Source organism: Thalassotalea crassostreae, from assembly GCF_001831495.1.
GTDB classification, from domain to species: Bacteria; Pseudomonadota; Gammaproteobacteria; order Enterobacterales; family Alteromonadaceae; genus Thalassotalea_A; species Thalassotalea_A crassostreae.
The window spans coordinates 2,475,152-2,491,051 of sequence record NZ_CP017689.1; the positions used below are offsets into that span (position 1 = coordinate 2,475,152).

Consider the following 15,900-nt stretch of genomic DNA (forward strand, 5'->3'; position numbering starts at 1 on the left):
CCCTGTTTTATTGGCGTTATTTGTTATAAACAGCTATACATAATTAATCCACCACTGTTTCTAATTTCATAGACTAGGGTTTTACTTGGCTACTTTCAAAACATTCGATGCACTTGCAACCGAAAAAGGACGATTATTTAGCTTTAGTCTTTTATATATTTCAGAAGGGATCCCATTTGGTTTTACTTCAGTTGCCTTAGTTACGTATTTACGCGGCGCAGGTTTAGCTTTGGATCAAATAGGCCTATTTATGGCCGCCCTATTTATGCCTTGGGCATTTAAATGGGCCTGGGCACCATTAATCGACATTTTTAAGTTACGCCGCTTCGGAGGTCGTAAAACATGGATAAGTTTTTGCACTTTCGCCATGATCATTACCTTATTAATGACTGCGACAACAGACTATATTAGCGACTTTCAATTACTCATTACCATGGTCACACTAAACAATGTTTTTTGCGCCACTCAAGATGTCGCAATCGATGCGTTAGCGGTATCTACATTAAAAGAAAATGAACGCTCCCGTGGTAATGGTTTTATGTTTGCAGGTCAATATATTGGCATTTCTCTAGGTGGCGGTGGTGCAATGTTATTTTCATCGGCCTATGGATTTAACAACACTTTAATTTTTATCAGTGCATTATTATCAATATGCCTATTGTATACCTTGTTGTTTATTAAAGATCCATTTACACGCGAACTTATAAAACAAAGTAAAACAAATGTCTTCCGACAATTAGCGTTAAAATTCAAACAATTTTTCGTTACGCTTTATGAGAGTTTTTTTCGTTCAGGCAAAGGCCCAGCGTTAGGCATATTGTTTGCACTTATGCCTGTAGGGGCAATGGCTTTGGCCTACGCGACTCTTAGTACCATCCAAGTCGATTATGGATTAAGTGAAGCAGAAATCGGCCGTTTATCTATATTCAACACCATTACCGCAGCGACAGGTTGTGCTCTAGGGGGTTGGTTAGGAGACCGATTTGGACTTAAACCAACATTGATTGTGACTTATATTCTTACCGCAATTCCGACAATATTTCTCGCTTGGAATATTTATCAGTTTGGCTTGGTCAATATCGATACAAATACCTTCTATAGTATTGTCATTACCCATGGCTTATTTTATGGCATGAGTTTTGGCATTCACGCGGGGATTTTTATGGGTATGACTAACCCTCTAGTTGCGGCGACTCAGTTTACTGCGTTTATGGCAATGACCAACTTAACCATAAGTTTTGCAAATTATTGGCAGGGACTTGTTGCTGAAAACCATGGCTACGCCTGGGTATTGTTTTTAGACAGCCTACTTATCTTGCTGCCGCTCATGCTTATTCCTTTGTTACGAAATCGTAAGATAAAGTCGCCTAAGAACGATAAGCAATTAGAGCCCGCCTATTCTAATTAGCCTTAAATTAACTCGCCAAGCTTACTTGATTGGTTTGTGCTATTTGGCGTTTACTAAAAAGCTAAAAAACAAATCTAATAAAAAAGCCGATACATGAAGTGACCCCAGAAAGTTGGACACTTTATTAAGCGGCTAATAAGGCTTGATTTCGATACTCTATCGGACTCAAGCCTTTTAATTTCAACTTAATGCGTTTGTTGTTGTAGTAATGAATATATTCTTTGATGCAGTCGATTAACTCGTCCGCATCTTTGAACTCCTCACGATGATACATTTCTGTTTTCAGAATTCCAAAGAAATTTTCTGCTACAGCATTATCTAAGCAGTTACCTTTTCTCGACATACTTTGTTTTAACCCTGCTTTTCTTATTATGTTTTGCGTCGTTTTCATTCGATATTGCCAGCCTTGGTCTGAATGAATCACTGGCTTTTCATGATCCTTTAACGTTTTTAATGCATTGTTTATCATGTCTGTCACCAGTGGAAGGTGTGCCGATTTCCTTACTTCATAGCTGATAACCTCTTGATTAAACAAATCAAGAATTGGCGACAAGTACACTTTTTGTCCTTTGACTTTGAATTCCGTCACATCAGTTACCCACTTATGGTTAGGTTTGCTTACCTTGAAGTTTCGCTCCAATAAGTTAGGTGCTGTTGTACCGACTTCACCTCGATATGACTTGTAGCGCTTTGGTCTGACTTTTGATTTAAGGTTTAATTCAACCATCAAGCGCTGCACTGCCTTATGGTTAATCAAGGTTCCAGCGCTACGTAGCGCACTGGCAACTCTTCGATAACCATACCGTCCCTTGTGTTCATGGAACAGGCTCTTAATTAATACCTTCACGTCCGCGTAGTTATCTGGCTTACGCAGGGCTTTACATTGATAGTAATAGACACTGCGGGCTAGACCAGTAGCTTCCAATAAATGTACGAGTTTATACTTTGCCTTAAGCTCTTGAACCACTATCGTTTTTTCTTGGTTCGCTTTCTTTTTTCTTGAGCTAAGGCTTCTAACTTTTTTAATACAGCATTCTCAGCTCTGAGGTACTCTAACTCTTCCTTCATTTCTTCTTCAGACATGCTTTCAGGAGATTTACCTCTGTGAGAGTTTGGAGTTTTAGCCATCTTTGGTCTACCTATCTTTTTTGGTGTTAAATTATCAGAGCCTGACTGATTATAACGTTTTAACCACGCTGATAATATTCCTGATGAAGATAAATCGAAATAGGCGCTTGTATAGCTTAATGACCAGTTTTCTTCTGCCATTGTTTTAATGACATGAAGTTTAAATTGTTTGGAATATGGGAGGCCAGGATGTTGAAAGGCGTTGCTTCCATGGATACGATAAACTGCTCCCCAGTACCTAATTTGTCGACAGCTAACACCAATCTTTCGGCTTAGTTCAATTGAGCTTGTTTCTTCAGCCTTGATGGCCGTTTCTATTTTAAATATTCTTTTATGCTTGGACATAAAAAGACCCCCAGTAATTGGATAGTCCAACTATTGGGGGTCACTTCAACATAAGTATCGGCTTTTTAACAGCTTTAGAATTAGCTGAATTAGTTATATTAGTTAATTTATATCGTTGGATTAACTAACTTACTAAGTCTTTATTTCGTTAAACTAAGCATTAATTTGTTTAAGCGGCTCACGAAAGAAGCAGGATCTTTTAAACTACCGCGCTCTGCTAATAGCGCTTGTTCAAACAATACGTCAGCCCACTCACCAAACTTCGCTTCATCTTGTTCATTTGAAACGTGTTGTACTAAATCATGTTCAGCGTTGATTTCAAAAATAGGCAAGCTTTCTGGCACTTCCTGACCAACCGATTGCATCAACTTGATCATTTGCGAACTCATATCTTGATCGTCAGTCACAATACATGCAGGAGAATCAGTTAAACGGTGAGTAATACGAACATCTTTTACTTTATCGCCAAGAGATTCTTTTAAACGACTTACCACTGAATCAAACTCTTTCTCAATTTTCTCTTGAGCCTCTTTCGTTTCAGCATCGTCCATGTCCCCTAAATCTAAGTCACCGCGAGTTACTGAAGCGAATTGTTTTTCATTGAAATCAGTTAAATGGCTCATTAACCATTCATCAATACGGTCGTTCAATAATAAAACTTCGATGCCTTTCTTACGGAATACTTCTAAGTGTGGACTATTTTTAGCCGCTTCGAAGCTATCTGCAACAACATAGTAAATCTTATCTTGGCCTTCTTTCATACGCTCAATGTAATCAGTCAACGATACGTTTTGCACGCTTGAATCTGTCTCAGTTGACGAGAAACGTAGCAGCTTTGCAATTGCTTCTTTGTTTGCTGCGTCTTCTGCAGGGCCTTCTTTCAATACTTGACCAAATTCGTTCCAAAATGTTTGATACTTTTCAGCATCTTTGTTGCCTAGCTTGTTTAACATGGTTAACACACGCTTAGTACAACCTTTACGCATTGCTTGCGTTACTTTATTGTCTTGTAAAATTTCACGAGACACGTTCAAAGGTAAATCATTTGAATCAAGTAAACCTTTTACAAAACGTAAGTACGTCGGCATAAACTGTTCAGCGTCATCCATAATAAATACACGTTGAACGTAAAGCTTTAAGCCGTGTTGACGTTCGCGGTTGTACATATCAAATGGTGCTTTTTCTGGTACATATAAAAGTGATGTGTACTCAGTAGTACCTTCTACTTTATTGTGTGCCCATAAAAGTGGATCGCCGTAATCATGTGATACGTGCTTATAAAATTCTTTGTATTCATCGTCTGATACATCAGCTTTTTCACGAGTCCAAAGTGCTTCAGCTTTGTTTACTGATTCCCACTCTGCTGCTTTCGCTTCGATAGCAGGACGAACTACATTACCTTCATCATCTTTTTCTTCCGCTTGCGCGGCAACTTCGTCAGTCAACATTTCAACTGGAATAGAAATATGATCTGAGTATTTAGTCACAATTGACTTTAAACGCCAGTCATCTAAGAATTCCCCCTCTTCTTCTTTTAAGAAAAGAATAATGTCAGTACCGCGAGTTGATTTTTCAATGTTCTCTACCGAGAAATCACCTTCACCAGCAGAAGTCCATTCAACACCGTCACTTGCTTGTGTACCTGCAGCACGAGTGCGAACTACGACCTTTTCAGCAACAATAAACGCAGAATAGAAACCAACACCAAATTGGCCAATTAATTGTGAGTCAGACGCTTGGTCACCAGATAGTTTTGAGAAGAAATCTGCTGTACCTGATTTAGCAATCGTACCTAAATGGGCAATCACATCATCACGAGTCATACCAATACCATTATCAGAAATAGTAATCGTATTGGCTTCTTTGTCAGCTTTAACACGTACACGAAGTGATGCGTCACCATCGTATAGGTCGCCATTCGATAATGCTTTAAAACGAAGTTTATCTGCAGCATCGGCTGAGTTTGATACTAATTCACGTAGGAAAATTTCTTTGTTGCTGTATAGCGAGTGGATCATAAGTTGCAATAATTGCTTTACTTCTGTTTGAAAACCGTGAACTTCTTTATGGCCTGTATCAGACATAAAAATACATCTCCTAAATACGTTGTAAATTGATATTTGACTGCCATCACTAGCAAGTAACGCTGGAACGACAACCAAATTTTTGTTTATGAAATTTGCTTATGAAAAATATGTGGGGGTGGAAAACTTTTTTTAAAGGGAGTGAGTAATTTTTTTTAAATAAAACTATTTATATCGCCTCTATCTCTCACTCATTAATTGAGCTTAATAGCCAATTTAATTGCTGAATCGCTATTATTTTACTAACCTATTACAACTGTATATTTTTTATACAATTAAAATATGCGAACCATGCGCATTTAAAAATACATATTTCATGGCTCTGTATACCTGTAAACCAAACGGATGCTGAAGTTTACAGAAAAAATAACAGGTAAGTTAGATGAAAGTTCAAAATCAAAAGACTGAGCGTTTACATTCATTAGACTCCCTAAGGGCAATAATGATGCTATTAGGCTTAGTAATACACACAGCTATAACCTATGGTGCTGTTGATTATAGTGATGTTTGGCCTCTACAAGATCCCAATGCGACTCACGCTTCAAATGATTATATCGTATTTCTTATTCACGCCTTTAGAATGCAGTTGTTTTTTGTAATCGCAGGCTTTTTTGGCTCCATGCTATTTTATGAAAAGCGACCGCATCAAATGATTAAAAATAGAGTCAATAGACTTGTTTTACCTTTCGCCGTTTTCGTCATACTTCTCTGGCCATTAGTTCGGTTTGCATTTAATTACACCGAACAGGTATTTGAGGGTGGAACCAATGCTCTGAGCGAGACGTTTGCTTATTTTTCTAATCTTGAAGCCTTTATACCTAAAACAACATTTCATCTTTGGTTTTTGTATTATTTAGTAATGATTACACTTCTTACAACGTTAATTGCGTTGTTTTTATCAAAACTACCAACAGTAACAAGTCGTGTATCATCAGCATTTACTTGGGTTATAGAAAAGCCACTAGTACGAGTATTATTTTTTGCCAGTTTAACAGCCATTGTCTATATGTTTATGGGAAATTGGTCTGTAGACACATCCAACTCATTTGTCCCAGATATAAACACATTCGTATACTATTTCTTTTTTTATGTTGTCGGTTGGATTCTATTTAAATCTAAGCATGAATTAGCGTCGATGATGAAATTTGACTGGTTTTGCATGCTATTAGGAGTAGCACTGTTTTCCATTCATCACTTCATGGAAGACTTATTTATTTATGAGACACATATCATTTTAAAATCTATTATGGTGTGGCTGTTAATTTTTGGCATTACCGGTTTATTCATTCGATACGGCAGTAGTCACTCGTCAAAAATGCGCTATATTTCAGACGCATCTTATTGGGTCTATCTAATTCATTTACCTATCGTGTGCATTATTCCAAGCTTTATTGTTGATTGGCCATTGGACGCGACATTTAAATTCCTATTTACCTTAATTAGTAGTGGTATTATTTGTTTTGTCAGCTATCACTATTTGGTAAGGAGCACATTCATTGGACAGTTTTTGAATGGCAGAAAGTATTCACTAACTTACCCAACATCACTAGAGCCTGAGGTGTTGGTGAGCGTAAAAGCAAGAGCAAATAAATAAAAGTCGCTGTCTGAAAGCTGTTGCTTAGGTTTGTTGCTTAGGTTTGTTGCTTAGAGCTATTGCGTAGGAGAGTAGAAGAATTAAATAGTTAACGTCAAATTTTTACCACAGTCTTCATTGGAATATTATCCTAACTTGTTAAATGAAGCTCTAGTTTCATTTGTTGATGAAGGACTCTAACGACCAATATGTCATTTTTCCTTTTTTTAAAGAAGATACTATGTTTTCTATACAAATACCGAAAATAACCTACTCTTATATCGCTTATCTCATGAGCTAATTCTGGCTCATCAGACAATGCAATTAGACAATCGTTTATACTTATTAAATAACTTTCGGCTTGTAGCTTTCCATATTCGATCGCAGTGTATTGATATATTTTTTCTAAATCTTTTTGGGCTTTATTTGAAAGTGTGTACTTCATCATTATCAAAGTTTTGATTTTTGTTGTTTAATAATATCCAAAACAGACAATTCGCTTTCACCACTTAACTCACCTTCAACCAAAGCCATTCTAATTGCGTCTTTTTCACTTTGATTATGACGTATCAAGTCCCGGATGTAGTCACTTGCATTGGCAAAACGTCCAGACTCTATTTGCCTGTCTATCCAAGTTCGCATTTCATCTGGAATTGATATATTAAGTGTAGCCATGAGTATTATTCCTAATGTCGATAATCAATTTTATTATGGCATATATTGGCAAAGCTTGCCAAACCAACAAATTAAAATAAACAATAAAGGCACTACTAACATTAGAGCAAATCGACCTAAAAAAGCCGTAGCGTCTATAAATTACTTCGTCCGCTAAATGCGTGTGATAAGGTATTACCATCAACATATTCAAGTTCACCGCCTACTGGGACACCGTGAGCGATACGTGTTGGCGTGATGTTATATTTTTTTGCCATGTCAGCAATAAAGTGGGCCGTTGCTTCGCCTTCAACGGTTGGGTTTGTCGCTAAGATCATTTCATCAAATTCACCGCTGGCCAATAAATTGTCTAATTTATCTAACCCTAGTTCATCAGGACCAATGCCATCGATTGGCGATAAATGCCCCATCAAAACAAAGTAACGTCCGGTAAATTCACCTGTAGGTTCTATTGCGAGAATATCTGCTGGAGATTCAACCACACACAGCATGCGCTTTAACGCTCGCTTAGGATTTTGACAAATTTCACAATATTCTAATTCAGTAAAAGTACGGCAGCCTTGGCAATGACCGACATCTTCCATAGCACTCGATAATGCTGTTGCCAATTTTTGTCCACCAATGCGATTACGCTCTAATAAATAAAACGCCATGCGCTGTGCGGACTTTGGTCCGACACCAGGTAAGCACTTTAAGCCGTCGATAAGATCTTGTACAAGAGGACTGAGTTTCATTGTGTTTAATTGTTCATATGGTTGGCAATAATGATTATCGATATTAGCAAATTGTGTAATTGCTAGACCAGTGTTTTTTCATTATTTAGCTGCTCTAAATAAATTCACTAAAAAAGGCATTCCTTTAAGGAAGTGCCTTTAAATCGCTATTTATCTATTTATTTATCTATTTAGTTGGGCTTAGTTCTAAATTAACTATATGAGTCAACTATGCACCGTATTTGTTTTGCAAGTAGGCAAAAACAGCACGCACACCAAAAGCTTCACCGCCTTTAGGGCGACCAGATAACGATCTAACATTAAAAGCCATAATATCAAAATGACACCAGTCCGTGCCTTGGTCAACAAATTCTTGCAGATATAGCGCCGCAGTAATTGCGCCACCAAAAGGTCCGGTAGCACAGTTACTTAAATCGGCGATATCACTGTTTAGCATATCTTTGTATGGCTGATGCAATGGCATTCGCCACACTGGATCGCTGATCTTAAGACCGGCATCCGTGATCCCTTGAGCTGTTTCATCATTTGTTGCAAAAAAGCCAGGAAGTTCTGTGCCTAAAGCAACACGCATGGCGCCAGTTAACGTCGCAAAATCAATAATAGTTTCAGGCTTATCATTCATCGCTTCATCTAGAGCATCACATAATACTAAACGCCCTTCTGCATCGGTGTTATCTATTTCAACGGTTAAGCCTTTACGGGTAGTAACCACATCACCTGGACGAAGCGCATTGCCTGCAATAGCGTTTTCAACCGCAGGTATTAACATACGTAAACGAACGTTTAAGCCAAATGCCATGATCAATCGAGCTAACCCTAATACATGGGCAGAGCCGCCCATATCTTTTTTCATATAACGCATGCCAGCAGCCGGTTTAACATCTAAACCACCACTATCAAAACATACCCCTTTACCTACCAAAGTTACTTTCGGTGCCGATTCATCACCCCAGTGTAAATCTAATAATCGAGGCGCATGACAACTTGCTCGGCCAACGGCATGAATGGTTGGGTAATTTTGCTCGAGCAATTCATCACCGACAATTTCGCTAAAGCTCGCACCAAACTCGTTCGCTAGATCTTGGGTCACCTTAGATAAGTGCTGTGGCATCATATCTGCCGCCGGAGTGTTCACTAAGTCGCGCACTAATGCCGTTGCCTGAACATGTTTAATGGTGTCGGTAACCAAGGTTTCATTGTCTATTGCCAGCACTGCAAAGGTCTTTTTAGATGCTTTGTAACGATCAAATTGATAAGCGCCAATTAACCACCCAAAGGCTACCGCTTGTACATTTTCATTGTCGCTGCTCAAAAAGTATTGCTGAGCCGGTAGACTGCTAATTAAATTGCCGCAGGCAAAATAATCATCGATATGATTAAGTACGACAACAGCGCAAGATATCGCCCCGTCGCTATTTGGAATAACAATTGAACCTTTGCCAGTGAACCCTGAGTTTTTTAACCAGTTGTTGGTAAAGTCATCTTGGTTTGGCAACCATGATTGATAGCCTTCGGCGTTTAGTACATGTAATGCAATGCCAGAGTTTCCAGCGATAAGATGATTGTTCATAGTTACTCTCTTTGAATTTTACTAACTTGAAATTCTAATAGTCACAACGTCAATTTAAGATAAGCCTAGACTAAAAATTAGTCGGTTAACTAGTTGCTGTATGGAATAGCATGTTGTTATCAACTGCTTGTCGTAATAGTGACCGCTATTAAACACTGAATAAGCTCCGTTTTGCAAAGTAATTTTCCAAAAATTTTCATCGGTTCAATGAGAAATTTTACTCGCAAGTATTAGATAAACTCAGCAAATAACATTCAAAGCGGCGCATAATTGCGGAGCTTGTACAGAGCTAAACAGAACTTATACAGAGTTTTATGTAGAGCTGGTTTGTTTAACGCTTTCTTTTATATTCGAACTCTTGAGTTAAACGAATATCTGACAAAGAAGCAGCGAGACTCACTTTAAACTTGCCCGGCTCGGCCAGCCAACAGAGCCCCAATCATCACGTTTTATTTGCTAACGCACACCAAGTGGCCCATCCGAAAGCCATAATTCAGGTAAACCAAGGCGTTCTATCGCATTGACATGAAACTTACCGCTGGCATGGATCAAAGATATCTTTTCATCTAAGGTCAGTTTTGCCATTTGCTGCTCTACGTTTTGCTCTACAGCGGCTAACCGCTTAGCTTTTGCATCTGCATAAGCGCCCGCGTCTGTCTGAGATGTTTTTATAGTGTCTATTGCGTTGTTATCTATTGCGCTTTTATCTACCGCTGACTCTGTGCATGCTGTCGTCAATATAAATGACGAAGCAATGATCAAATGAGGGAGAATTTTAATATTCATATTTAGCCGTTTTTTAACTTCTTATATTTTTGTTATTTTTTTATGCTATTTGTCATTTAAAGCTATTTAGCCTTTAAAATAAGTGATTCGAAAACATCCGCAGTTTTATAACCAAGATTTTTATCACCATTGATGCCTTTGATGAAAGTTGAGCCAATAAAGCTTTCTCGTTCTTCACTACCGTCATTATCACAATAGGCCAACATAAAACCGAGCTTTTTATGTTCTTTAAGGCTTACCCTCGATGCATCTTTATTTTCGCCAATCTTAAATTTATCGCTGTAAATTTTAATTGCTAGTTCCCAAGTAATTAGGTGGGGAGCCGTCGTACTGCGTTGCCAAACACTGCTTACATGGTCATTTAACAAAATGAAATTGGTTTCCTGCTCATTAGTCTGTTTATTAATTTTCAATGGGCCGATATCCGCCACCTGATTATCTAACGCCACATGATAGGCAAAAGCATTAAAGTTGTTTTGATGTTCACCGCCTGAGCCGTCTTCATCAATAAAAATCTCTAAACAATCATCATCCCAATAACGCAATAATGGATCAGCATAACGGTCAATTAAAATATCGTCGCTGATCTCAGCTCGCAAATATAAATAATTGTTATCCCACGCTAATTGAAAACGCCCAGTAAAATCGTCATTACTCACCGGCTGGCCTAAAATAAGCTGATCAAGTGGGTACCAATTAGCTTGCTGCCAAACCGCTTCTTGTCCATGCCCATCAATCACTACCTCAATATCAGTAAAGGTTGCTTCAAAGCCTTTAGTAGATGCGAGTGCGTTTGTTTGGAAAAAGCCTAACAACGCAAGAACTAACATACTGTATTTTTTAATATTCAAAATAATTTTACCTTGTTTATAAATGTCTCGCCGACGTCAATTTTTTAATATACGTGATATCAATACTTTATGCAGTTTGCGGCTAAACCGTTAGCTGTATAGCAATAAAAAATATTGACCTTTCACTTTTAACACACTAACCTACATGTAAGCGCTTACACAAGAATTAATTGAAATCTCATCCTTTATATACGTCATAACTTGTAAGCGCTTACAGTAGAACATAGTATAAAACGGATAAATACCACAAATAACACATAGGATATTTCTCGCGAATGTCGATTTTAACATTACCCAAAAATTCAAAAATGCTCACTAAAGACTTTACCTATGGTGTAGCTACCGCGTCATTTCAAATTGAAGGTGGTCGTGATAGCCGTTTACCTTGTATTTGGGATACCTTTTGTGCGACACCAGGTAAGATAGAAGATAACAGTAATGGTGATGTTGCGTGTGATCATTTTAACCTTTGGCAGCAAGATATCGACCTAATCGATTCATTAAACGTTGATGCTTATCGTTTATCGATTTCTTGGCCACGAGTGATGACTGTTGACGGTAAGTTAAACCAAGAAGGCGTTAACTTTTACCTCAATATATTAAACGCATTGAAAGCAAAAAATATTAAAGCGTTTGTTACTTTATACCATTGGGATCTACCTCAACACCTTGAAGACCAAGGTGGCTGGTTAAATCGTCAAACCGCCTATGAGTTTGCAAATTATGCCAAACTTATTTGTCAACAATTTGGCGACTTGGTGCATTCTTATGCCACTCTTAATGAGCCGTTTTGTTCAGCCTATTTAGGCTATGAAGCAGGTATCCATGCCCCCGGAAAAGTGGGTAAGGAATACGGTAAAAAGGCTGCACATCATTTGTTATTAGCTCATGGCTTAGCAATGAACGAACTGCAAACCTATAGTCCAAATAGCTTAAATGGCATTGTATTAAACTTTACCCCTGCCTATTCCGTCGATGACTCAGCTGAAAATGTAAAGGCTGCGCAGTATGCTGACGATTACTTTAATCATTGGTATATAAAGCCAGTAATAGACGGCAGTTACCCTGATATAGTTGAGCAAATGCCAACGTCTCAACAACCCGATATTCAACCCGGTGACATGGAAATTATTAGTCAAAACCTCGATTTTCTTGGTATTAATTTTTACACCCGTGCCATATATAAAGCTTGTAAAGATGAGATTTTTGAAGAATTACCAGCACTGGCACCACGTACAGATATTGGTTGGGAAATATATCCATCAGCATTTACTAAACTACTTACCGACCTAAATAAACAATACCAACTACCGCCGGTTTATATCACTGAAAATGGCGCTGCGGTAAATGACCATGTTGTTGATGGTGCTGTCGATGATGAAATGCGATATAACTATTATCAATCTCATTTAAATGCAGTTGATTCAGCGATTGAAAGCGGCGTTGATATTCATGGTTATTTTGCTTGGAGCTTGATGGATAACTTTGAGTGGGCAGAAGGCTACAAAAAGCGTTTTGGTATTGTTTATGTTGATTATCAAAGCCAAGCACGCACAATTAAAGCTAGTGGCTTGGCCTATAAGCAATTAGTATCGAACAGATAACATTAAAATTGCAATAAAATAAGAGCAAATAAACATTAAATAAGATTTAAATAAAGTATAAAAAAATAAGGGTTTCCATGGTTTCTGTTAAAGAAAAAATCGCATACGGCTTAGGTGATACCGCCAGTAATATAATTTTCCAAACAGTAATGATGTTCTTAATGCTTTATTACACCGACGTCGTAGGTCTATCGCCTGCGGTGGTCGGGACAATGTTTTTACTCGTGCGCGTAATTGATGCAGTTACCGACCCATTAATGGGTGCAATTGCCGATAGAACACATACCCGTTGGGGACATTTTCGCCCCTACCTTTTATGGCTAGCCCTTCCCTTTGCCATCATTAGTATTTTAGCTTTCACTACACCGGATTTAACCGGTACTAGTAAGATAGTTTACGCGTTTACCACTTATACCTTGTTGATGATCACGTATACCGCAATCAATATTCCCTATTGTGCCTTAGGCGGCGTCCTAACCAGTGATGCCAAAGAACGTGTTACCGTGCAATCTTATCGATTTGTATTTGGTATGCTTGGCGGTGTGATCGTCGCCGCTTCTACTATGCCGTTAGTTGAATATTTTGGTCAAGGCGATACAGCCAAAGGTTATCAAATGGCGATGACTGCCATGAGTATCCTAGGCTTTGTGTTATTTTTATTGTGTTTTGTAGGCACCAAAGAGCGTATCAAGCAGCCTAAATCTCAAAGCCAATCAATGTTAAACAGCGCAAAGTCTTTGTGGCAAAACGATCAATGGCGAGTTTTATGTCTTGCCGCTTTATTTTTACTTACCGGCCAAGTGCTTAGATTTACTTTGGCAGTTTATTATGTGAAATATTTCTTAGGCCGAGAAGATCTGATCACCTTGTTTATGACCTTAGGTGTAGTTGCAAGTATGCTAGGTTGTGCCGTTGCTCAACCTCTTGCCCAACGAGTCTGTAAAATTAAGGCCTATATTACTCTGCAAGTCATCGCTGCTGTAATTTGTGTATTCAGTTTCTTTATCACTAGCGACCAGCTAGCTCTGGCATTTGCTGCATTTATCCTTTGGAAATTCTTCCTCGATATGGGCACGCCACTGTTATGGGCAAAAATGGCTGATACCATTGACTATGGTCATCAAAAAACGGGGATCCGAGTAACAGGTATGGTTTACTCCGGAGTTATTTTCTTCATTAAGATGGGGGTTGCTCTTGGTGGCGCAATTGCCGGTTGGATGTTAGCGTTTTATGATTACCAAGCAGATAGTGTTCAAACAGAAGCAACCAAGCAAGGCTTGTTGTTAAGCTTTACTGTATTACCGGCACTCGGGTCGATTATTGCTGCTTTCGTTATGAAATGGTACATGTTAGATGATAAACGAGTTGAAGACATTCAACAGCAACTGTCTTCAACCAATTAGATTGATGAACTAAATTTCAAAGCGCTATTTATTAGATTTGAATCGATAAATAGCGATTGATTATCAATACATTGGTTTTATTGGCAACTACTTACAAATTAACTTAACAATAGAAAAATAAGATAGGATATTCATGGCAACAATTTACGAGGTTTCAAAACTTGCAGGTGTTTCACTCGCAACAGTATCTCGAGTCATGAATAACAATGCGCGAGTGAGTGAAGACACCCGCAAGAAAGTTGAGAAAGCGATGAAAGATCTCGGTTATCGGCCAAATTCTATCGCCCAGTCTTTAGCCTCAAATCGCACCAACAGTATTGGTATCTTAGTATCAGAATTAAATGGCCCGTTCTTCGGTCAAATGATGGCAGCTATTGAACAAGCCTTCAGAAAAGTAAACAAACACGTTGTGATCACCACAGGTCACAGTGAAAAAGACAAAGAGAAAGATGGTATCGAATTTTTGATCAGTCGAAACTGTGATGCCATCATTGCCCATGTTGAAGCGTTATCCGATGACTATTTAATTGAACTAAACAAAGGCAAAACACCAATTTATTTAATGAGCCGCCATGTGCAAGGTTTAGAAGAAAAGTGCGTAAGTCTAGATAACGAATTAGGCGGCTACTTAGCCACAAAAGCAGCATTAGATAAGGGGCATAAAGATATTGCTTATATTACCGGTCCACAATTTAAAGCCGATGCATGCAACCGTTTGCTTGGTCATAAACGTGCTTTGGCCGAGTTCAATATTCCATTTGATCAACACCTACTTTACATTGGCGACTTTAAAGAAACCGGAGGCAGTGAAGGTCTAGAGCACTTTATCGATAACAAATTAAGCTTCTCTGCTGTCATTTGTGCCAATGATGAAATGGCCTCTGGTGCAATCAAATACGCAAGAGAGCATGGTTATCACCTGCCAAATGATTTATCTATTATCGGTTTTGACAACATTAGTTTTGCGAGTTATTTATACCCGACTCTTACCACCATCGATAACCCTATCTATGAAATGGGTAAAGTTGCTGCACAATTGATATTAAAAGATGTTTATCAACAAAAAGCTGACGATTTACAGCGTGTATTTAAGCCGAAATTGATTGAACGACAGTCACTAAAGCAACGCTAATATTAAAGTGTTTTATCGGCTTAAATAGCGGTAAGGTTTTCAGTGCAATTTCCCATGAGGGTTTACTAACATTCACAAATAAAAACAGCGCCCTAAGGCGCTGTTTATATATTATATACTTTAAAAATTAAAATGGCATTTTCATCCCTGGAGGCATTTGCATACCGCCAGTTAACGCACCCATTTTTTCTTTATTAGTTTCTTCAACGCGGCGTACTGCATCATTGAACGCTGCAGCAACTAAATCTTCTACCATGTCTTTGTCGTCTTCCATTAAACTTTCGTCAATTTCAACACGACGTACATTGTGATTACCCGTCATTGTTACTTTAACCATGCCAGCACCAGCTTCGCCAGTAACTTCCATTTTAGCAATCTCTTCTTGAGCCTTTGCCATTTTCGCTTGCATTTGTTGGGCCTGCTTCATCAGGTTACCCATGCCGCCTTTCATCATAATAAGTTTCTCCAAACATGTGTGCGCTTAATTTTCGCGCCAATAGGAATAAAGTTCAAGTGTTTAATTGCGTCTAATGAATATATGGGGGCAAAAGCGCAGTTTTCAAATATTATCTGCCAATGAAAATACAGGTGTCAAATACAGGTGTCA

General features: G+C 38.4%; 15 protein-coding genes. 5 read left to right on the forward strand and 10 right to left on the reverse strand.

From position 1 onward, the window contains the following. Window positions 1-85 precede the first annotated feature (85 nt). Window positions 86-1,408, forward strand: a complete 1,323-nt coding sequence (locus LT090_RS10635; protein ID WP_068547148.1) for an MFS transporter — start codon at window positions 86-88, stop codon at window positions 1,406-1,408. Window positions 1,409-1,532: 124 nt separating this feature from the next. Here the strand turns inward: LT090_RS10635 and LT090_RS10640 are convergent, their stop codons facing one another. The 3 genes from LT090_RS10640 to htpG all read right to left on the reverse strand — a co-directional run bounded on the left by LT090_RS10640 (window position 1,533) and on the right by htpG (window position 4,965). Then, entirely contained in the window at window positions 1,533-2,375 is an 843-nt protein-coding gene (locus tag LT090_RS10640; RefSeq protein ID WP_082897286.1) for an IS3 family transposase, read from the reverse strand. After that, window positions 2,375-2,881: a helix-turn-helix domain-containing protein gene (locus LT090_RS10645; protein WP_068547899.1), complete on the reverse strand. Its 507-nt coding sequence runs from the start codon at window positions 2,879-2,881 to the stop codon at window positions 2,375-2,377. The genes LT090_RS10640 and LT090_RS10645 overlap by 1 nt, the downstream gene beginning before the upstream one ends. 140 nt (window positions 2,882-3,021) lie before the next feature. Next, complete coding sequence (gene htpG / locus LT090_RS10650; RefSeq protein ID WP_068546712.1) at window positions 3,022-4,965, reverse strand: molecular chaperone HtpG; 1,944 nt, start codon at window positions 4,963-4,965, stop codon at window positions 3,022-3,024. Between the two features lie 382 nt (window positions 4,966-5,347). On the opposite strand from htpG, the gene LT090_RS10655 reads away from it, so the two are divergent. Next, window positions 5,348-6,559, forward strand: a complete 1,212-nt coding sequence (locus LT090_RS10655; protein ID WP_082897183.1) for an acyltransferase family protein — start codon at window positions 5,348-5,350, stop codon at window positions 6,557-6,559. Window positions 6,560-6,689: 130 nt separating this feature from the next. Here LT090_RS10655 and LT090_RS17285 read toward each other — a convergent pair whose 3' ends face one another. The 6 genes from LT090_RS17285 to LT090_RS10685 all read right to left on the reverse strand — a co-directional run bounded on the left by LT090_RS17285 (window position 6,690) and on the right by LT090_RS10685 (window position 11,154). Beyond that, entirely contained in the window at window positions 6,690-6,986 is a 297-nt protein-coding gene (locus tag LT090_RS17285; RefSeq protein WP_068546711.1) for a type II toxin-antitoxin system RelE/ParE family toxin, read from the reverse strand. A gap of 2 nt (window positions 6,987-6,988) precedes the next feature. Beyond that, window positions 6,989-7,213 carry a type II toxin-antitoxin system ParD family antitoxin gene (locus LT090_RS10665; protein ID WP_068546710.1) on the reverse strand — a complete coding sequence of 75 codons (225 nt, stop codon included), beginning with the start codon at window positions 7,211-7,213 and terminating at the stop codon, window positions 6,989-6,991. Window positions 7,214-7,347: 134 nt separating this feature from the next. Then, window positions 7,348-7,947 (reverse strand): recombination mediator RecR, encoded by a 600-nt coding sequence (gene recR, locus LT090_RS10670; protein ID WP_068546709.1) that lies wholly within the window; start codon window positions 7,945-7,947, stop codon window positions 7,348-7,350. Between the two features lie 208 nt (window positions 7,948-8,155). Beyond that, window positions 8,156-9,517, reverse strand: coding sequence for a leucyl aminopeptidase family protein (locus LT090_RS10675; protein WP_068546708.1), 1,362 nt, complete (start codon window positions 9,515-9,517; stop codon window positions 8,156-8,158). A gap of 456 nt (window positions 9,518-9,973) precedes the next feature. Beyond that, the gene (locus tag LT090_RS10680) at window positions 9,974-10,303 is read right to left on the reverse strand and encodes a hypothetical protein (protein WP_068546707.1); all 330 of its coding nucleotides are present in this window, start codon (window positions 10,301-10,303) and stop codon (window positions 9,974-9,976) included. Between the two features lie 62 nt (window positions 10,304-10,365). Beyond that, entirely contained in the window at window positions 10,366-11,154 is a 789-nt protein-coding gene (locus LT090_RS10685) for a CBM9 family sugar-binding protein (protein ID WP_226996468.1), read from the reverse strand. 275 nt (window positions 11,155-11,429) lie between these two features. Here LT090_RS10685 and LT090_RS10690 point away from each other — a divergent pair, with 275 nt between their 5' ends. From LT090_RS10690 to LT090_RS10700, 3 genes are all read left to right on the forward strand, one after another. Continuing rightward, entirely contained in the window at window positions 11,430-12,758 is a 1,329-nt protein-coding gene (locus tag LT090_RS10690) for a GH1 family beta-glucosidase (RefSeq protein WP_068546705.1), read from the forward strand. A 77-nt stretch (window positions 12,759-12,835) separates the two neighbouring features. Then, window positions 12,836-14,161: a glycoside-pentoside-hexuronide (GPH):cation symporter gene (locus LT090_RS10695; RefSeq protein ID WP_068546704.1), complete on the forward strand. Its 1,326-nt coding sequence runs from the start codon at window positions 12,836-12,838 to the stop codon at window positions 14,159-14,161. Window positions 14,162-14,294: 133 nt separating this feature from the next. Beyond that, window positions 14,295-15,293 (forward strand): LacI family DNA-binding transcriptional regulator, encoded by a 999-nt coding sequence (locus LT090_RS10700; protein ID WP_068546703.1) that lies wholly within the window; start codon window positions 14,295-14,297, stop codon window positions 15,291-15,293. Window positions 15,294-15,420: 127 nt separating this feature from the next. Here the strand turns inward: LT090_RS10700 and LT090_RS10705 are convergent, their stop codons facing one another. Further along, entirely contained in the window at window positions 15,421-15,750 is a 330-nt protein-coding gene (locus tag LT090_RS10705; RefSeq protein ID WP_198360693.1) for a YbaB/EbfC family nucleoid-associated protein, read from the reverse strand. Window positions 15,751-15,900 lie beyond the last annotated feature (150 nt).

Excerpts from the sequence above, each read along its gene's own strand:
- htpG (WP_068546712.1), bottom strand. The coding sequence starts at position 4,965 with ATGTCTGATACAGGCCATAAAGAAGTTCACGGTTTTCAAACAGAAGTA.
- LT090_RS10690 (WP_068546705.1), top strand. The coding sequence starts at position 11,430 with ATGTCGATTTTAACATTACCCAAAAATTCAAAAATGCTCACTAAAGAC.
- LT090_RS10655 (WP_082897183.1), top strand. The coding sequence starts at position 5,348 with ATGAAAGTTCAAAATCAAAAGACTGAGCGTTTACATTCATTAGACTCC.
- LT090_RS17285 (WP_068546711.1), bottom strand. The coding sequence starts at position 6,986 with ATGATGAAGTACACACTTTCAAATAAAGCCCAAAAAGATTTAGAAAAA.
- LT090_RS10695 (WP_068546704.1), top strand. The coding sequence starts at position 12,836 with ATGGTTTCTGTTAAAGAAAAAATCGCATACGGCTTAGGTGATACCGCC.
- LT090_RS10645 (WP_068547899.1), bottom strand. The coding sequence starts at position 2,881 with ATGTCCAAGCATAAAAGAATATTTAAAATAGAAACGGCCATCAAGGCT.
- LT090_RS10680 (WP_068546707.1), bottom strand. The coding sequence starts at position 10,303 with ATGAATATTAAAATTCTCCCTCATTTGATCATTGCTTCGTCATTTATA.
- recR (WP_068546709.1), bottom strand. The coding sequence starts at position 7,947 with ATGAAACTCAGTCCTCTTGTACAAGATCTTATCGACGGCTTAAAGTGC.
- LT090_RS10675 (WP_068546708.1), bottom strand. The coding sequence starts at position 9,517 with ATGAACAATCATCTTATCGCTGGAAACTCTGGCATTGCATTACATGTA.
- LT090_RS10700 (WP_068546703.1), top strand. The coding sequence starts at position 14,295 with ATGGCAACAATTTACGAGGTTTCAAAACTTGCAGGTGTTTCACTCGCA.
- LT090_RS10665 (WP_068546710.1), bottom strand. The coding sequence starts at position 7,213 with ATGGCTACACTTAATATATCAATTCCAGATGAAATGCGAACTTGGATA.